The sequence below is a fragment of the Bradyrhizobium sp. 164 genome (genome assembly GCF_023073715.1).
Classification (GTDB): domain Bacteria; phylum Pseudomonadota; class Alphaproteobacteria; order Rhizobiales; family Xanthobacteraceae; genus Bradyrhizobium.
The window spans coordinates 49,135-65,948 of sequence record NZ_JADPKA010000074.1 but is presented as its reverse complement, the minus strand read 5'-3'; the positions used below and the strand labels follow the sequence as shown (position 1 = coordinate 65,948).

The 16,814-nt window shown below is 64.0% G+C and carries 17 protein-coding genes; 9 read left to right on the top strand and 8 right to left on the bottom strand.

Annotation, left to right across the window (positions count from 1 at the left end):
* Positions 1–221: 221 nt before the first annotated feature.
* Genes IVB01_RS23890 through IVB01_RS23880 form a run of 3 tightly spaced genes read right to left on the bottom strand, consistent with a single transcriptional unit; the run spans position 222 to position 3,171 of the window.
* Positions 222–566, bottom strand: a complete 345-nt coding sequence (locus IVB01_RS23890) for a DUF1491 family protein (RefSeq protein WP_247276639.1) — start codon at positions 564–566, stop codon at positions 222–224.
* A gap of 57 nt (positions 567–623) precedes the next feature.
* Positions 624–1,325 (bottom strand): peptidoglycan-binding domain-containing protein, encoded by a 702-nt coding sequence (locus IVB01_RS23885; protein ID WP_247276640.1) that lies wholly within the window; start codon positions 1,323–1,325, stop codon positions 624–626.
* Entirely contained in the window at positions 1,318–3,171 is a 1,854-nt protein-coding gene (locus IVB01_RS23880; RefSeq protein WP_247276641.1) for a PAS domain-containing sensor histidine kinase, read from the bottom strand. Before IVB01_RS23880 ends, IVB01_RS23885 begins: the two co-directional genes overlap by 8 nt.
* A gap of 408 nt (positions 3,172–3,579) precedes the next feature.
* Between IVB01_RS23880 and IVB01_RS23875 the strand changes: the two genes are divergently transcribed.
* Together IVB01_RS23875 and IVB01_RS23870 are read left to right on the top strand one after the other, a co-directional pair.
* A complete protein-coding gene (locus tag IVB01_RS23875) occupies positions 3,580–4,014 on the top strand; it encodes a DUF5330 domain-containing protein (RefSeq protein WP_247276642.1) in 435 nt (144 codons plus the stop codon).
* Positions 4,015–4,100: 86 nt separating this feature from the next.
* Positions 4,101–4,529, top strand: a complete 429-nt coding sequence (locus tag IVB01_RS23870; protein ID WP_247276643.1) for a SufE family protein — start codon at positions 4,101–4,103, stop codon at positions 4,527–4,529.
* Between the two features lie 5 nt (positions 4,530–4,534).
* Here IVB01_RS23870 and IVB01_RS23865 read toward each other — a convergent pair whose 3' ends face one another.
* Both IVB01_RS23865 and IVB01_RS23860 read right to left on the bottom strand, forming a co-directional pair.
* Positions 4,535–4,951, bottom strand: coding sequence for a MucR family transcriptional regulator (locus tag IVB01_RS23865; RefSeq protein WP_247276644.1), 417 nt, complete (start codon positions 4,949–4,951; stop codon positions 4,535–4,537).
* A gap of 147 nt (positions 4,952–5,098) precedes the next feature.
* Positions 5,099–5,977 carry a DUF308 domain-containing protein gene (locus tag IVB01_RS23860; protein ID WP_247276645.1) on the bottom strand — a complete coding sequence of 293 codons (879 nt, stop codon included), beginning with the start codon at positions 5,975–5,977 and terminating at the stop codon, positions 5,099–5,101.
* Between the two features lie 312 nt (positions 5,978–6,289).
* Between IVB01_RS23860 and IVB01_RS23855 the strand changes: the two genes are divergently transcribed.
* Together IVB01_RS23855 and IVB01_RS23850 are read left to right on the top strand one after the other, a co-directional pair.
* Entirely contained in the window at positions 6,290–7,939 is a 1,650-nt protein-coding gene (locus IVB01_RS23855) for a glycosyltransferase family 39 protein (protein ID WP_247276646.1), read from the top strand.
* A gap of 184 nt (positions 7,940–8,123) precedes the next feature.
* Positions 8,124–8,903, top strand: a complete 780-nt coding sequence (locus IVB01_RS23850) for a class II aldolase/adducin family protein (protein WP_247276647.1) — start codon at positions 8,124–8,126, stop codon at positions 8,901–8,903.
* Positions 8,904–9,138: 235 nt separating this feature from the next.
* On the opposite strand, the gene IVB01_RS23845 is transcribed toward IVB01_RS23850, so the two are convergent.
* The 3 genes from IVB01_RS23845 to IVB01_RS23835 all read right to left on the bottom strand — a co-directional run bounded on the left by IVB01_RS23845 (position 9,139) and on the right by IVB01_RS23835 (position 13,740).
* On the bottom strand, positions 9,139–10,533 hold the full coding sequence (locus IVB01_RS23845; RefSeq protein ID WP_247276648.1) for a M20/M25/M40 family metallo-hydrolase: 1,395 nt from the start codon (positions 10,531–10,533) through the stop codon (positions 9,139–9,141).
* Positions 10,534–10,556: 23 nt separating this feature from the next.
* Positions 10,557–11,879: a glycosyltransferase family 87 protein gene (locus IVB01_RS23840; protein WP_247448575.1), complete on the bottom strand. Its 1,323-nt coding sequence runs from the start codon at positions 11,877–11,879 to the stop codon at positions 10,557–10,559.
* Between the two features lie 238 nt (positions 11,880–12,117).
* Positions 12,118–13,740 carry a helicase HerA-like domain-containing protein gene (locus IVB01_RS23835; protein WP_247276650.1) on the bottom strand — a complete coding sequence of 541 codons (1,623 nt, stop codon included), beginning with the start codon at positions 13,738–13,740 and terminating at the stop codon, positions 12,118–12,120.
* Between the two features lie 323 nt (positions 13,741–14,063).
* On the opposite strand from IVB01_RS23835, the gene IVB01_RS23830 reads away from it, so the two are divergent.
* The 5 genes from IVB01_RS23830 to folK all read left to right on the top strand — a co-directional run bounded on the left by IVB01_RS23830 (position 14,064) and on the right by folK (position 16,743).
* A complete protein-coding gene (locus tag IVB01_RS23830; protein ID WP_247276651.1) occupies positions 14,064–14,429 on the top strand; it encodes a DUF2267 domain-containing protein in 366 nt (121 codons plus the stop codon).
* A gap of 26 nt (positions 14,430–14,455) precedes the next feature.
* Positions 14,456–14,863, top strand: a complete 408-nt coding sequence (locus tag IVB01_RS23825) for a DUF4332 domain-containing protein (RefSeq protein ID WP_247276652.1) — start codon at positions 14,456–14,458, stop codon at positions 14,861–14,863.
* Positions 14,864–15,024: 161 nt separating this feature from the next.
* A complete protein-coding gene (gene folP / locus IVB01_RS23820) occupies positions 15,025–15,885 on the top strand; it encodes a dihydropteroate synthase (protein ID WP_247276689.1) in 861 nt (286 codons plus the stop codon).
* Complete coding sequence (gene folB, locus IVB01_RS23815; protein ID WP_008553485.1) at positions 15,882–16,250, top strand: dihydroneopterin aldolase; 369 nt, start codon at positions 15,882–15,884, stop codon at positions 16,248–16,250. The genes folP and folB overlap by 4 nt, the downstream gene beginning before the upstream one ends.
* Position 16,251: 1 nt before the next feature.
* Positions 16,252–16,743, top strand: a complete 492-nt coding sequence (folK, locus tag IVB01_RS23810; RefSeq protein WP_247276653.1) for a 2-amino-4-hydroxy-6-hydroxymethyldihydropteridine diphosphokinase — start codon at positions 16,252–16,254, stop codon at positions 16,741–16,743.
* Positions 16,744–16,814 lie beyond the last annotated feature (71 nt).

Here is a 16,814-nt window from a genome sequence, read left to right as displayed (position 1 = left end):
AACCACAGACCCCATCAGGCCTTGGCAGGACAAACTCCCAAGGCCTTCGCCGCTACCAAGACCACCGCGATCCAATCAGCGAATTATTGAACATCGACAATTGCGAGCCAACGGGTCCGCGCAAAGCGCGGCCCGTGACAGGCTCCGTGAAGCAATCCAGAGTCTCTCCGCGGACGGATTATGGATTGCTTCGTCGCTTCGCTCCTCGCAATGACGCCGGCTTACGTCTTCGCCAATTCCAGAAAATGCCGGCCCGCGCGGTCCTCGGTCTCGACGATCCAGGCGTCCGGGTCGAAGCGGATTTCCTTCGCCAGCCGTTCCTCGATGGTTTGTTCCGGCAAAGGCTGCGGCGCGACCGGTACGAAGAAGCGATCGACGGGGCGGCCGTCGTCATAGACGGTCTGCGGCGCCGGGGCGTACAGCATCGCATGGCCGTCGAGTAGCGATACTTTCACGAACACCGCGCCCGCCTCCTCGGCGCCGCGGCGGCGCACCGCGCCGAACACGCCCTCGGTCTGGCAGCGACGCAAATAGGCGGCCACCCATATGTTGGATTTCAAACGCATGAGCCGAACGATAGGCCAGTGCTGCAATCAGCACCAGCCTCCGTGCAGGCGCCAAGACTATTCGACGGGATGGCCGATAGCGGCCGCGAGCTCGCGCAGCAGCCGGTCCGACACCTGACCGGTGACCTGCATCTTGTGCTCGCGCTCGAATTTCTGGATCGCGGACTGGGTCTCGCCGCTCATCGTGCCCGTGATCTTCAAATTGCCGTAGCCATATTCGGACAGCGCGCGCTGCACGCCGGCGATACGTCGCACGGCCGGGCTCTGCACCGGGATCGGCGCCGGCGGGCGCACGACCGAGGGCGACGTCGAGGTCGTGGCCTTGACCAGATTGGTCATCGGATCGTTCGGGCGCGTCGAGGCGGTCGCCTCGACGGGCTTTTCGGGCGTCTTCTCGGCGACGCGCTCGACAGGTTTGGGCTCGGTGCGAAACTCCGTCGCACGCGGCTCGAGCGGCGAAGTGTCGGCGCCAACGGGGCGCGGACGCGGCAAGGGGTTCGACAGTGACACGGATGACGGCGCAGGAAGATTGATCACCGTGCCGAACATCGGCGCGGGGTGCCGGCCGGTCTGGAGGAACAGCGCATTGGCGACGATCGCACCGATGGCGGCGGCGGCGACGAGGCCGGCCAGCGTATCCTTGGGGCTGTGCAGCAGCACGCGCATGACGAGGTTGCGCTCGGTCTCGACATCGATGACCGCGGCCTTGGCACCACGACGGCGCGGAGCAGCTTCGTCCTTTGCAGACTTCTTAGGCACTTTTCTTCACCAGCGCAGGTTGGTCGTGAGATTCTTCGTGAAGTTGGTCGTGAGGTTCCTGGCGCAACATCGGCGTCAGCGTCGCGACCTTGCTCTCCGCCGGCTTGACCTGCGGCGGCGTGTAAACGAGCGGCAGCTTGACGGTGACGGTGGTGCCCTCGCCTAACCTGCTTTGTACCGTCAATTCGCCGAGATGCAACGCTATGAGGCTCTTCACGATCGAAAGTCCGAGGCCGGTGCCTTCGTGGCGGCGCTGATAGGTCTTGCCGGCCTGGAAGAACGGCGCGCCGATGCGCTTGAGATCGTCGGGCGCAATGCCGACGCCAGTGTCACTGATGCGCAGCGCAAGCTGCGCGCCCGACACTGCCGCCGTCACGGTGACCTGACCGCCGCGCTCGGTGAACTTGATGGCGTTGGCGACGAGGTTGAGCACGATCTGCTTGAAGGCCCTGGGATCACCGGTCATGACGGGCAGATCCTGCGGCGCATCGGTGATAAGGTCGATGCCGTTCTCCCGCGCCTTCAGCGCCAGCAAATTGCAGCAATGCAGCAGCGCGGCGCGCGGCGCGAACGGCTCCGACGCAATCTCGAAATTGCCCGATTCCATCTTGGACATGTCCAGGATGCCGTTGACGACCGACAGCAGATGCTGGCCGGAATCGTTGATGAGCTGGGCGTATTCCTTGCGCTGGGCCGCACCCAGCATCAAGGTCTGCTCCTGCGCGATCATCTCGGAGAAGCCGATGATGGCGTTGAGCGGCGTGCGCAATTCGTGGCTCATGGTGGCGAGGAAGCGCGTCTTGGCAGCATCGGCCGCCTCGGCGGCGCTGCGGGCCTGATCTAGCGCCTGCTCGGAAAGCTTGCGATCGGTGACGTCGCGCATCACGGTAACGACTTCGGCCTCGCCCGTGACGTCATGGGCCCTGTCCTGTTCGAGCGGGCGGCAGCGCATCTCGACCCAAATGAAATCGATCTGGCCGCGCTCGGAGCCAGCAGGCTCCCGCCGCAACCGGAACTCGACGCTGCACACGTCACCGCGCGCCGCATCCGATAACGCAGTGAGATAGGCCGGACGGTCGGCGACATGTACGCGGTCGAACAGGCCGTGGCCGAGCAGTTGCGTGACGGGCATGCCGAGCATGGCCTCCGCCGCCGGCGAGATGAACTCGACCGCGCCGTTGCGCTGGTGCCGCGAGATGACGTCGCTCATGTTGCGCGCGAGCAGACGATAGCGCTCTTCCTCGCGCAATAGCAGCGCAACGCTGGTGCGCGCGAGCGATTCCGCGCCGAAGGCGAGGCCGGCGGCGTAGAGCGTCGCCGAAGCGACGCCGAGCGCCATCAGCACGCCGCGCGCTGCAGCGCCCGGCTCCTCGACCGTCAGCCAGCCGAACTGGCTGACGAGGATCAGGATCCCGGCACAGGACAGCGCGAGCAGCGACGCGAAGGCCGCAACGCGGCGCGAGGCCGACAGCGCGGCTTCGAGCGGAACCACGACCAGCCAGATCGCGGCGAAAGATTCGATGCCGCCGGTGGTGGCCGCCACTGCCATAATCAGGCCGGCAAGCGCCAGCGACGACAGCACGTGTGCGCCCTCATAGCGGCCGGTGCGCGACAGGAACCACGACAACAGGATCGGCGCGATCAGCCAGGCAAAGGCGGTGACCTCGATCGCGCTCGGCGCGCCGCGCAGGACGAGATAGATCGGGAATGCGGCGAAGGCGGCCAGGCTGCCGAGCAGCCGCGGCGCCATGAAGGCACGATGGCGCGCTCCCGTCAGCGCATCGTAACGCGCGGAGGGATGCAGCAGTGCATCGAGACAATCGCGGATGGTACTCAAAACTGTCACGGGTCTCGCGCTTCGGCTCAATCGTCTGAGAAGACGTGCCGGAACGCCTCCTTGTCGTTGAGCCACCGTGTCAGAGCGACCTTAAACGAGTGCTAAGGCGGCGTGGCATGCGGCCGGACACCGCGTCATCGCGCGGCTTTTTAGATGATTTGGCGGCGTCTTCGCTGCGGATGGTGAACACGGGGTTTCACATCCCTCGGCATGGTTTCGAATTGGTGGATGCGGGGTCCAGCAGAATCATGGGCGCGGGCGTCAATTGAAAATTTACGAGATCGTCGATCGCGCGAAGATTTTTGCGCAATTTTTTCGCGAATTAAGCTCAAGGCAATCACTTGCGATTTATCGAGCGTTGCTAGGTCCGATATCCGCGGAAATCGCCGCGGCAGGATCGAACGTACAGGTCGCAAGATGCGCTTTCTGCTCCGCATCACATTCTGGCTCGGACTGGTGCTGGTTCTCCTGCCGCGGGACAAGACGCCCGAATCGGAGAAGCTGCCGCAGATCGGCGCCGCCGACGCAGTGCAGGCTGCGACCGCGGCCGTCTCCGACGTGACCCAGTTCTGCAAGCGTCAGCCGGCGGCCTGCGAGGTCGGCGGACAGGCCGCAACCATCATCGGCCAGCGCGCCCAGGACGGCGCGCGCAAGATCTACCAGATCATCAACGACAAGAAAGAGCAGAACACCAACGAGAAGAACGACAAGACCGACAAGAAGGCGCCCGACCACACCGGCTCGATCGCGCTGGCCGGCGAAGGCGACATTGCCGCGAGCGAGGCGCCGCGCGACACCCTGACCCAGGACGACCTCGCGCTGGAATGGCGCGGACCTGCCACGGCGAATTAGGCCCGCCCCGTCAATTAGCGCCCAAACCCTATCGATTTCACGGCTTCGCGTCCCTATATTGGCCTGAACGGGAACCATGGGCCAGCATGACGACGATCGACGAAATCAGGGACAATTTCGAGCTTCTCGACGAGTGGGACGACCGCTATCGGTACGTCATCGAGCTCGGCCGCACCCTGGAACCGATGCCGGAGGCGGAGCACTCTGCCGAGAACAAGGTGCAAGGCTGCGTCAGCCAGGTCTGGCTCCAGAAGCTGGTAGAGCGCAGCAATGGCGCGCCGGTCCTGAAATATCGCGGCGACAGTGACGCGCATATCGTGCGTGGTCTGGTCGCGATCGTGCTCGCGCTCTATTCAGGCCGCACACCGCGGGAGATCCTGGATACCGATGCGATCGCGGTGTTCAACGAGTTCGGCTTTCGCGATCATCTGACGCCGCAGCGGTCCAACGGACTGCGCTCGATGGTCGAGCGCATCAAGACCGACGCCAAAGAGGCGCTCGCGGAAGCTTCGTAAGAATTTTACTTCCGTTTCCGCTGCTGCTGTCCTAGCCCCATCTGTTTCGCCAGCTGCGAGCGGGCCACCGCATAGTTCGGCGCGACCATGGGATAGTCGGCCGGTAGTCCCCATTTTTCGCGATATTGTTCCGGCGTCATGTTGTACTGGGTGCGCAGATGGCGCTTCAGCGACTTGAAGCGCTTGCCATCTTCCAGGCACACCAGATAATCCGGCGCGATCGACTTCTTCAGCGACACCGCCGGCTTGGCCGGCTCGAGCGGCGCGGTCTCGGTGCGGCCTGACGAGACCCGCACCAAGGCGCCATGCACCTGGCTGATCAGGCTCGGGATCTCGGCCGCGGGTGTCGGATTGTTGCTGAGATAGGCCGACACGATGCTCGCCGTCAGCTCGATGAAATTCTTATTCCCAGCATCCGACATGCGCCCGCCCCTTCTCCACCTTGCGTCTCATGGGATTGACGACGTCAGAGTATTCCGTGTCAACAATACGTTGGGCTGAACCACGACGACTGAGGACGAAGAGCTAATTACTGGCGAAGGGCGGCGCTTTACTTCCAAACAGCGGCCTCAGCCCCGCTGGTCGAGATGCGCGCGGAGCTCGTCGATGGAGGCAAAGCGCATCATGCCCTCCGGCATCTGCGCTTCGATCGAACCGTCGGAATAGAGCGAATAGGCCATGCCATCGACAACGCCGGATTTGAGCACGGTCACGGGCGCCTGCTCGGCCGCAGCCGCCGGCTCAAGTGAAGGCGCCGGCTCAGGTGCAGGCGGCGGCGGCGGGGGAGCGGCTTCCGCAAAGGTCGAGGGCGAGCGCGGCGGCGGGCGGCGGGAGGTGATCGGCGGCTCCGGCGGGCGCATGCGTTCCGGCTTCGGCCAGGCATCGTCGAAACTGGCAGGCGGAACGTCCGGGGCTGCGGGTTCTTCATGAGACGGCTGCGGGCCCTCCGTGGGCTTTGCCTCCGCGCGCTCACGCTCCTTGCGCGAGGTCGAGGCGAACAACAGGTTGCGGCGGCGCGGCGCTTCCGGAGCCGCAGGAGGCGCTAGTGGTTCGGGCGCCTCGGCGCGCGGACGCTCGCGCACGGCGGCTTCGCTCTGCCACGGCGGAGGGCCTGGTGGTGGCGGTGGTGGCCCGGGCTCGGTCTTCGCAGGCGAGGCAAGCGCCGGCTCGGGCGCAGGCGCACCCGGCATTGCGAGGCCCGGGAGCACGGGCCTGACGCGAACCTCGGACGATGCGGCAGATCCGGCCGCCAACCGGCGGGCGATGCCCCTCAGCTCAAGGAGCAGAAGATGCAGGCCGACCAGTAACATTCCGGTGCAGACGCCGATGGTTCCGGAGATTATGAGAGTGCTGCCGACGCTGAATTCCCTGACGGTGTAGCCGAACAGGATCGCAAGGAGGCCCGCCAGAACGGCGAAAATCCCCACGATCAGCAATGCCAAGGTCATCGAACTCACCCCCGACCGCGCATCCACATGCGACACTCGTCACGCCACGATACCGTCATCCGGTGTTCCACGCCAACGGCCAATTATGGGCGGTGTTCCCAAAGGGAAGGAAATCAGGGACTTATTCACATTCCCTTCAGCTGCGGCTCACTACTGCTACCGGTACTCCAAGTTTCCGCATTTGCTGCGCCGCATCAGGAATTTAGCCATAATGCCCAATTACTTGGTAATGGAACTGCGCTATAGGGATCCCGGGGAGCAGGCCCGCGCGCGCCAGCAGGGTCGAGAGGGGATTCCGGGTCACCAATAGCCATGACATCCATCACGACTTCGGCGATCGATACGCCTCTGCGGCGCTCGGTCGAACGGACTTGCGACGATCTCGCCATGCTGGTGCTGGCTGCGGTCGCCGTCATTGCAGGTTTGACCTTCCGCGACTACGGGCTCGGCTGGGACGATTACACCCACGCTGAATATGCCGATCTGTTGCTGCGCATGTTCGGTTCCGGCTTCAGGGATACCGCGGCGCTCTCGTTCGCCAATCTGTACATGTATGGCGGCGGCTTCGACATGATCGCCGCTCTCCTGCACAAGATCATTCCGCTCGAACTGTTCGAGACACGACGTCTGGTCGGTGCCATCGTCGGCGTGATCGGGCTTGCGGTGACGTGGCGGCTCGGGCGCCGCATCGGCGGGGCCCTCGCCGGTCTTGCCTCACTTTTGCTCCTCGCGCTCTGCCCGATCTTCTACGGCCACATGTTCATGAACCCGAAGGATGCGCCCTTCGCGGTGGCCATGATCATCCTGATGCTGGGCCTCGTCCGCCTCGCGGAGGAATATCCGCAGCCTTCGCCGCGCACGGTCCTGATCGTCGGCCTAGGTGCCGGCCTTTCGTTGGGCTGCCGCGTTCTCGGCGGTCTCGCGCTGGTCTACGCCATGCTTGGCTTCGTCCCGCTGTTCCTGGAGGAATTGCGCAGCGAGGGCTTGCGCGAGGCGGTCCGCCGCTTCGCCCATGTCGTCTATGTGCTGCTGCCTGGCCTTGCGTTCGGCTATCTCGTGATGGGCCTGATCTGGCCGTGGTCGATCATGGAGCCGGGCAATCCTTTCGAGGCGCTGACCTACTTCTCGCATTTCTTCGAGAAGCCGTGGAAGGAGATGTTCGATGGCGCGATCGTGTCCGTGCCCGACATGCCCTGGTCCTATCTGCCGACGCTGTTCGCGCTGCAGCTGCCCGAGGTGATGCTGGTGCTGATGGGCGGCGCCGTAGTCAGCACCTTCGCCATGCTGCCGCGCCGCGAGGTTCCCGCGCGCCGCAAAACCATCCTCTTGATGCTGACGCTGGCCGCGACCCTGCCGCTCGCGATCGCGATGGTGAAGCGTCCCGCACTGTACAACGGCATCCGCCATTTCGTCTTCGTGATCCCGCCAATGGCGGTGCTCGGCGGCGTCGCCTTCGGCTGGACTATGGAACGCCTGCGCTCCAATCACCGCACCTGGCAGCCGGTCGTGCTCGCCACCTTCTGCTTCGGTCTTGCGCTGTCGCTCGCCGAGATGATCCGGCTGCATCCCTATCAATACACGCACTTCAACCACATCGCCGGCACCGTGCGCGGCGCCGACGACCGCTTTATGCTCGACTATTGGGGCCTGGCGCTGAAGCAGGCCTCGGACGAGCTGCGCGAGCAGCTGGTCGAGCGCCAGGAAGTGCCGCCCAGCAATCGCAAATGGAAGGTCGCGGTGTGCGGGCCGCAGCGACCGGCCCAGGTCGCGCTCGGCCCCGACTTCACCATCGGCTGGGATTCCAACGCGGCCGATTTCGCGATGACGCTGGGCGAATTCTACTGCAAGGGCCTCACCGCACCCGTCATGGTCGAGATCAAGCGCGACGACGTGGTGTTCGCCCGCGTCTACGATATCCGCGGCCGCAGCATTTCCAGCCTGCTGTCGATCCCGGCTCCGTAATAATCTTCTCCCAACTCGAAGCCCGGATGAGCGAAGCGACATCCGGGGCCACCTTGGAGCTGCCCGCATATCGCTTCGCTCATGCGGGCAACGCTGAACTGCCGCGCGCTGGCCGCGCCTTGCTGCCCGCCTCACCCAAGACTAGGCTCCTTCTCCGCAACAACGATGTTCGGAGAGATCAGCCATGTCGCCAGCGGAAGCGCGCCTGAAGGAAGTGCCGTCGAACATGACGGAAGCCGAGTGGCAGCAACGCGTCAATCTCGCCGCCTGCTATCGCCTCGTCGCGTTGTACGGCTGGGACGATCTGGTCGACACGCACATCTCCGCGCGCGTGCCCGGCCCCGACCATCACTTCCTCATCAACCCATACGGGCTGATGTTCGACGAGATCACGGCGTCGAGCCTCGTCAAGGTCGATTTGCATGGCAATCAGCTCTCCGAGAGCGAATACAGCATCAACCCCGCCGGCTTCACCATCCATTCGGCGATCCACGAGGTGCGCGAGGACGCGATCTGCGTGCTGCATCTCCACACGCTCGACGGCACCGCGGTGTCGAGCAGCGCCGAAGGCCTGTTGCCGCTGAACCAGACCGCCCAGCTCGTCACCCACGACCTCGCCTATCACGACTATGAAGGCATCGCGCTCGACCATGACGAGCGGCCGCGGCTGCAGAAGGACCTCGGCGACCACAACCACATGCTTTTGCGCAATCACGGCACGCTGACGGTCGGCCGCTCGGTCGCTTCCGCCTTCGAGCGCATGTACCACCTCGAGCGCGCTTGCTCGATGCAGGTGCGCACGCGCGCGCTGGGTACGCCGATCTATCCAGTCGACGACGTCGCGATCGACAAGAATACCGAGCTACTGTCGAACCGCGACCGCGCCGAGCTGCGCGCCACCAATCTCGTGTGGCCGCCGCTGCTACGCAAGCTCGACCGCGTCAATCCGGGCTATCGGACTTGAGATTTTCGGGATTTGGTGTAGGGTAGCGTGCAACGAACCTCTACGCCTTTTGGAATGAAACGCCGCCCAATTCCGGGCGGCGTTTTTATTTAGGGGTAACTCCCCACGCCCGTCATTCCGGGGCGCGCGAAAAGCGCGAACTAAGGTGCGCAATTGCGCACCTGAGAATCTCGCGCAACAATCTCCAGATTCCGGGTTCGCCTCTTCGAGGCGCCCCGGAATGACCGCTACGCGGTCACTTCACCTCCGCCAGCGCGGCGAGGATGCGGGCCCAGGAGCGGATGCCCTTCTGGAAGCTGCGCAGATCGTACTTCTCGTTCGGCGAATGGATGTTGTCGTCGTCGAGGCCGAAGCCGACCAGCAGCGAATCGAGGCCGAGCGTGCGCTTGAAATCGGCGACGATCGGGATCGAGGCACCCGATCCCATCAGCACGGTCTCCTTGCCCCATTCCTCGGTCAGCGCCTTCTTGGCGGCGGCGAGCGGTTTCATATTCCAGTCGAGCGCGACTGCGGGCGCGGCGGAATGGTCGCCGAACTCGACCTTGCAGTCGCCCGGAATGCGCGCGGTCACGTAGTCGCGGAACGCCTTGCGGATCTTTTGGGGGTCCTGCCCCTCGACCAGACGGAACGAGACCTTGGCAGACGCGTGCGACGGGATCACCGTCTTGGAGCCCTCGCCGATATAGCCACCCCAAATGCCATTGACGTCGCAGGTCGGACGCGAGGAGGCCTGCTCGATCAGCAAGCGCCCCTTCTCGCCGGCAGGGATCGACAAGCCCACCGGCTTGAGGAACGTGTCCGGCGTGAATTCGAGCTTTTTCCACTGCACCAAGATGTCAGGGGGCGTGTCCTTGATCCCGTCATAGAAGCCGGGAATGGTGATGCGGTTGTCGTCGTCGAACAGACTGCCCAGAATTTTCGTGAGGACCCGGATGGGGTTCATCGCGCTGCCGCCGAAGACGCCGGAATGCAGGTCGCGATTGGCGGCGGTGATCTTCAGCTCCTCATAGAGCAGGCCGCGCAGCGATGTCGTGATCGCCGGCGTGTTGTGATCCCACATGCCGGTGTCGCAGACCAGCACGTAGTCGGCTTTGAACTCGTCCTTGTTGGCCTCGATGAAGGGCACGAAATTCTTCGAGCCGACCTCCTCCTCGCCTTCGATCAGGAAGGTGATGTCGACCGGCAGCGAGCCCGTCACCTTCATCCAGGCGCGGCAGGCTTCGACGAAGGTCATGACCTGGCCCTTGTCGTCCTCGGCACCGCGCGCGACGATGATCTTGCGACCATCGGCATGGTCGGTGACGACAGGCTCGAACGGCGGACGATCCCAGAGATCGAGCGGGTCGACCGGCTGCACGTCGTAATGGCCGTAGAACAGTACGTGCGGCCGTCCGCCCGCCCTGGCCTTGCCGACGATGGCGGGATGTCCGGCGGTCGGCCTCACTTCGGTGGCGACATCGAGGCTTGCGATGTCCTTGGCGAGGTGCTCGGCCGCGGCCTTGCAATCGGCGGCGAAGGCCGGATCCGCGGAGATCGACTTGATCCGCAACAACGAAAACAGACGCTCCAGGCTGTTATCGAAATCCTTGTCGATGTGGTCGAGCACGGATTGAAGCTGCGCATTGGCCATGGTCGTATTCCCGATTGTTGGTCTCAAGGTGTCTGCGCTTTTAGCGCTGGCGCGGCCTCGGGACCAGCCGGCGGATGCCAGATGTGCCATGCGAGGCTGCCGGCAAGGATGGCGGTCGCAACGAGATTATTGCCCCAGGCCTGGATGACATTGGGAAACCACGGCAGCGATAGCAGCATGAGGATGCCGGCGGCACCCAAAGCGAGCCAGGTTCCCAGCCGCACATTCGCCCGCGCGTCGAGGGTGGCCCGATGCATCAGCACCGTCATGGGCAGGAACAGCCACATGAAGTAGTATTGCCGCGCCAGAGGCGAGGCAATCGTCATCAGGCAGAACAGGATGCCGAGCTCCTCGGCGTCGGAGCGCGCCGTTCGCCGCGCTTGCCGAGGCATGATCGCGACGAAGCCGAGCCCGAGCACCGCCGACAGCGCGAGCACGATCCAGTTCGCCGTGCTGTAGTCGACGTCGATGACGTTCATCGTACGCGGCGGCTTGTTGGGGTCTTCCAGATTGTAATTGATCGGCCGGACCAGGCGATGCGTGACAGCAATGAGGGACTGGTTGACCCACGACCAATTCTGCTCGCCGCGCTGGCCAAAGCCTTGTTCCGAGTTGGTACCGACCATGGCCTGGTACCAGGTCGCAAGTTCGGCTGCGTTGCGCTCGAAGCCGCGGATCGGCGCCGGCACGACGTAAAGAAGAATGCCGGTGAAGGCGACCGTAGCGACGGCGGCCGCCCACTTCTGCCGCCACATCAGGTAGGGCAGCACCGCGATCGGAAACACCTTGATGGCCGTCGCGAGCGCAAACATGAAGCCAGCAAGCCAGGGGCGCTGATGCCGCAAGCTCCAGAAGCCGTAGAGCATCATCGCCAACAGGACGAGGTTCGGCTGGCCGAGGTCGAACATGTCGAACACGAAAGTGACGGTGACGAAGGCGGGCAATGCTTCCAGCCAGGGACCGGGCTTGCGGTCCGAGCCAGCCAGGACCTGGGAGAACATCCCGGTGTACCACCACGCCACTGCATTCAGGATGGACAGGACGGTATAGAGCGGGATCTTGCCGAACCAGCTCGGGATCGCCAACATGATCGCCGGAAGCGGCGGATAGATGAATTCGAAGTAGTCGCTGATATCGCCGGGATAGAGCGAGCGTCCCTCCAGGATCTGCTGCCCGGCCCAGTACCACAGCCCGTAATCCTTGGTCTTGCCGTGGCCGAAGATCTCGGGAATGAGCACATCGGCGGTCAGGAGGACGCAGCAGAACAGGAAAAGCAGGTCCAGCGGCGCGCGCAGCGACAGGCGTCTCGGCGCATCAGGTTTGGCTAACGGGGCGGTGGAGGTCACGGTGGAGTCCAGTCGGCGGCGGACTACCACGTAGCAGACGGGCGGATGCTTGGAGAGCCCCTCACCGGAATTTGTGCGCTGTGATGGCCTCCCGATGGCCGCTAAACCTCCGGCGGCGTGATGGCCGGGCGTGCTGCCTAAGGCGCGACGAGATCGGGATGAATCGTCATCGCGCTTCAGGTTATTGTTTGAACATGATCTTTTCGGAAAACCGCTTCACACTTTTCCGGATCACGCTCTAGCGCCGCAGCAATCCGCCGAGCGCGCCGCGAACCAGGGTGCGGCCGATCGAGCCGCCGAGCTGGCCGCCGACCGACTTGCCGATATTGGCGGCCATCCCCCCGATCACCTGGTTGGTCACCGATCGCGTCACGTCGCGCGCGATGACCTGGCCGGTTGACAGACGGCCGCGCTTGACGTTGGTGCCGAAGATAGAGCCGACGATCGAGCCGATCTGGCCGAGGATGCCGCCACCGCTTCCACCTGCCGAACCATCTGCCGTTGCCGCCGTGCCGGCGATGCGCTTCTGAAGAATCTCGTAGGCAGACTCGGAATCGACAGCGGTGTCGTATTTGCCCTTGACCGGGCTTATAGCCATGATCGCCTTGCGCTCCTCCGGCGTGATCGGTCCAATCCGGGCCGACGGCGGCCGGATCATCACCCGCTCGACCATCGAAGGCGTGCCGTTGCCCTCGAGGAAGGACACCAGCGCCTCGCCCTTGCCGAGCTCCATGATCACCTTGGCGGTGTCGAGCTTCGGGTTGGGCCGGAAGGTCTGGGCTGCGGCGGCGACCGCCTTCTGGTCGCGCGGGGTGAAAGCGCGCAGCGCGTGCTGCACCCGGTTACCCAACTGCCCGAGCACGCGATCGGGCACGTCGACCGGGTTCTGCGTCACGAAGTAGACGCCAACGCCCTTGGAGCGGATCAGACGCACCACCTGCTCGATCTTGTCCATCAGCGTTTTGGGCGCATCGTTGAACAACAGATGCGCCTCGTCGAAGAAGAACACGAGCTTCGGCTTGGGCAGGTCGCCGACCTCGGGCAGCTCCTCGAACAGCTCCGACAGCATCCACAACAGGAATGTCGCATAAAGCCGCGGGCTCTGGAGCAGCTTGTCGGCGACGAGGATGTTGACCATGCCGCGCCCGTCGCGGTCGGTCTTCATGAAGTCCTTCAGCGTCAGCGCCGGTTCGCCGAAGAATTTGGAGCCGCCCTGGTTCTCCAGCACCAGGAGCTGGCGCTGGATGGTGCCGACGGTCGCCTTGGTGACGTTGCCGAAGCCCTGCGCGGCCTTGCGGATGGCGGCGAGCGGATCCGCCGCCGCGTCCGGCCCCTTCTTCCCGCTATCGGGCACGATGGCGTCGAGCAGCGCGCGAAGGTCCTTCATGTCGATCAGGACGAGACCGTTGTCGTCGGCGACGCGGAAGGCGACGTTGAGCACGCCTTCCTGCACGTCGTTGAGGTCGAGCATGCGCGCGAGCAGCAGCGGTCCCATCTCGGTGACCGTCGCCCGCACCGGGTGGCCCTGCTCACCGAACACGTCCCAGAACACCGTCGAGAACTGGTCGGGCTGGAACGTCAGCCCCATCTCGGTGGCGCGCTTGACGATGAAATCCTTTGGTTCGCCGACCTCGGAGATGCCGGAGAGGTCGCCCTTGATGTCGGCTGCGAAGACCGGAACGCCGGCGCGCGCAAATCCTTCCGCCATCACTTGCAGCGACACGGTCTTGCCGGTTCCGGTTGCACCGGTGACGAGGCCATGGCGATTGGCGAGCGCCAGCGTCAGCCATGCCTGCTCGTTTCCCTTGCCGACGAAGATCTTCTCGTCGGTGTCACCGAGCTTGCTGTCCTGTGCGGTCATTATGGTCTCTGATCTCTGCAGTTTCGCGTATCGAAACTCGAATACACCAGTTCCGGAGTTTAACGCATGTCGCGAGCCGATTGAAACCATTCAACGTGGTCCGGACATGCGACATCGTCGGAAACATCAGCCGAAAGTCGGAAAGGTGCATTCGCACCGCGGTATTTTCTTGCTGATTCCATCTCCGCTCTTGCATCGCTGCAACACTTTTCGCGCGTTCGAAACGTTGGTCGCGTTCATCGCTTGTATTTCACATCGCACCGGCTCAAGATCATTTTCGAAAGCAATACTCCGGCATGTGAACCGGCTGAGGGGCAGGCCATATGGACGAGCTGATCGGGCGGCTGGCAACAAACGCCAGCATAGATAGTGCTGTCGCTGAAAAGACTGTCGGCATTATCCTGGGTTTCCTCCGCAGCGAGGGTCCTTCCGACAGCGTGCAGGCCCTGATCGACCAGATTCCCGGTGCGGAAGCCGTGATCGAGACGTCCGGGAGCGGCGGCGGACTGTCGCGGCTGATGGGCGGTGGCCTGATGGCCGTCGGCTCACGCCTGATGGGCCTCGGACTCGGCATGTCGGAGATTCAAAACATCGCCCGTGAACTTTTTCGCTTCGGCCGAGACAAAATCGGAGCCGATCAGATGGGCAAGATCATCGCGGGGACGCCGGGCCTCAGCCAATTCGCCTGAAGCTTTCGCATTTCATATCGAGAATCATGACATATCCCATCTCCGAGATTGAGGGCCTGTCGGCCTTTGCCGCCAACAAGTTGAAGGCGCAGGGAATCCGCACCACCGACGCGCTGCTCGAGGCTGCCGGCACCGTGAAAGGCCGCAAGGCGCTGTCTGCCAAGACCGGCATCAGCGAGCAGCTGCTGCTCGAATGGGCCAACGTCTCTGACTACATGCGCATCCCCGGCATGGGCCGGGCCAAGGTCGGCCTGGTCCGCGCTGCCGGCGTCACCACGGTGCGCGAGCTCGCTTATCGGAATCCGGCAAGGCTCGCGCAGAGCATGCGGGACGCGAACGAGAAGAAGAAGCTCCTCCGCATCCTGCCTTCCGAGAAGTCGGTCGGCGAGATCATCGCCAAGGCGAAGAAGCTGCCGCCGAAGATTACGTATTAGCCACACACTCTCTCCGTCGTACCCCGCGAAGGGGTATCCAGTACGCCGCGCCTCCTCCACATTGTCGCAATGCCTCGGAGTATTGGATTGCCCGCTTTCGCGGGCAATGACACGAGGGGTTGGTCTTGAACTCCCCCTCCCCGACCGCTAAAGCCACCCGCATGAGCGCCTCGCCCTCCCCATCCGTCCCGCCGGCCGGCTCGGCCGGGGCCGACGTGCTGCGGACGCTGTTGGAACGGCCGCTTCCGGCGGTGATGGGGGTGCTCAACGTCACCCCGGATTCCTTCTCTGACGGCGGCGCGTTCATCGCGCCCGAGCAGGCCTTGGAGCGTGCCCGGACGATGATCGCTGATGGCGTCGACATCATCGATATCGGCGCGGAGTCCACCCGGCCCTACAAGGGCGCCCAGCCGGTCACAGCGGAACGCGAGCTCGCCCGGCTGAAGCCGGTGCTGGCTGGCGTCGTGGCGCTTGGCGCGCCCGTCTCGATCGACAGCATGAAGGCGGAGGTGGTGGCGTTCGCGCTCGACCAGGGCGCGGCGATCGTCAACGACGTCTGGGGCCTGCAACGCGACGCCGCCATGGCACCGCTGGTCGCGGCTAAAGGCGTTCCGGTCATCGTGATGCACAACCGCGACAATGCCGACCCCACCATCGACATCGTCACGGACATGAAAACCTTCTTCCTGCGCTCGCTGGATATCGCGGCCAAGGCTGGTATCGCGCGGGACAAAATCGTACTCGATCCCGGCATCGGCTTCGGCAAGACGGCCGAGCAGAGCATGATCGCGCTGGCGCGGCTGCGCGAACTCGACATGTTCGGCCTGCCGATCCTGGTCGGCGCCTCGCGCAAGCGCTTCATCGCCGCGGTGTCGCCGTCGGAGCCGAAAGAGCGACTCGCCGGATCGATCGCCGCGCACGTCATCGCCGCGCAGCGCGGCGCAAAAATCATTCGGACCCATGACGTCGCCGAAACCTTGCAGGCCCTGCGTGTAGCAGCAGCAATCGAGAGCAAGCCATGACCGATACGATCTTCGTCACCGGCCTGTCGATCCACGCGCGCCACGGCGTCATGGATCACGAAACCGAAGTCGGCCAGCGCTTCGTCATCGATCTCGAACTCTATACCGACCTGTCGGAGCCTTCGCGCAGCGACCGGCTCGCCGATACCGTGTCCTACGCCGAAGTGGTGGCGACCACCACGGCGGCGTTCAAGAACACCAATTACAAGCTCTTGGAGCGCGCCGCCGGCGCGGTGGCCGATGCCATCCTGTCGCATTTCCCGCGCATCCGCGCCGTGAAGATCACCGTGCACAAGCCGCATGCGCCGATCGCCGCGATCTTCGACGACGTCGGCATCATGCTGACGCGCTCGCGGCATCCATAAGATGGCGAGCGTCTTGATCGCATTCGGCGGAAATGTCGGCGATGTCCGCGCGACATTCCGCAAGGCGATCGCGCATATCTGCGGCATGGCGCAAGCCGCGCTGATCGCGCGCTCGTCCGACTATGCAACGCCGCCCTGGGGCGATGAGGACCAGGAGCCCTTCATCAACGCGTGCATCGAGATCGAGACCAGCCTTGATCCGCATGCACTGCTGTTCGTGCTCCAGAAGATCGAGCAGAAATTCGGCCGCACGCGGGACAAGGAGCGGCGCTGGGGCCCGCGCACGCTCGATCTCGATATGATTGCCTATGACAATGTCAGCTTGCAGAAGCCCGATCTGACCCTGCCGCATCCGCGCCTGTTCGAGCGCGCCTTCGTGCTGGTGCCGCTGGCCGAAATCGCGCCCGACCGCCTCATATCAGGCGTTCGTGTGCGTGACGGGCTCGCCAGCGTCTCGACGCAAGGCATTGAGCGGCTTCCGGATACCGGTTAACCAAAAACAACCGTTTGCAGGGGCGGTCCGCCGTGGCAATTTCGCCTGCGAATAACAAGATTTCGGGAGCC

Bases quoted from the DNA above. Each gene is read 5' to 3' on its own strand.
- IVB01_RS23830 (WP_247276651.1), top strand. From the start codon at position 14,064: ATGGACGAGCTGATCGGGCGGCTGGCAACAAACGCCAGCATAGATAGT.
- IVB01_RS23875 (WP_247276642.1), top strand. From the start codon at position 3,580: ATGCGCTTTCTGCTCCGCATCACATTCTGGCTCGGACTGGTGCTGGTT.
- folK (WP_247276653.1), top strand. From the start codon at position 16,252: ATGGCGAGCGTCTTGATCGCATTCGGCGGAAATGTCGGCGATGTCCGC.
- IVB01_RS23825 (WP_247276652.1), top strand. From the start codon at position 14,456: ATGACATATCCCATCTCCGAGATTGAGGGCCTGTCGGCCTTTGCCGCC.
- IVB01_RS23835 (WP_247276650.1), bottom strand. From the start codon at position 13,740: ATGACCGCACAGGACAGCAAGCTCGGTGACACCGACGAGAAGATCTTC.
- IVB01_RS23855 (WP_247276646.1), top strand. From the start codon at position 6,290: ATGACATCCATCACGACTTCGGCGATCGATACGCCTCTGCGGCGCTCG.
- IVB01_RS23845 (WP_247276648.1), bottom strand. From the start codon at position 10,533: ATGGCCAATGCGCAGCTTCAATCCGTGCTCGACCACATCGACAAGGAT.
- IVB01_RS23890 (WP_247276639.1), bottom strand. From the start codon at position 566: ATGCGTTTGAAATCCAACATATGGGTGGCCGCCTATTTGCGTCGCTGC.
- IVB01_RS23865 (WP_247276644.1), bottom strand. From the start codon at position 4,951: ATGTCGGATGCTGGGAATAAGAATTTCATCGAGCTGACGGCGAGCATC.
- IVB01_RS23870 (WP_247276643.1), top strand. From the start codon at position 4,101: ATGACGACGATCGACGAAATCAGGGACAATTTCGAGCTTCTCGACGAG.
- folB (WP_008553485.1), top strand. From the start codon at position 15,882: ATGACCGATACGATCTTCGTCACCGGCCTGTCGATCCACGCGCGCCAC.
- IVB01_RS23850 (WP_247276647.1), top strand. From the start codon at position 8,124: ATGTCGCCAGCGGAAGCGCGCCTGAAGGAAGTGCCGTCGAACATGACG.
- IVB01_RS23860 (WP_247276645.1), bottom strand. From the start codon at position 5,977: ATGACCTTGGCATTGCTGATCGTGGGGATTTTCGCCGTTCTGGCGGGC.
- folP (WP_247276689.1), top strand. From the start codon at position 15,025: ATGAGCGCCTCGCCCTCCCCATCCGTCCCGCCGGCCGGCTCGGCCGGG.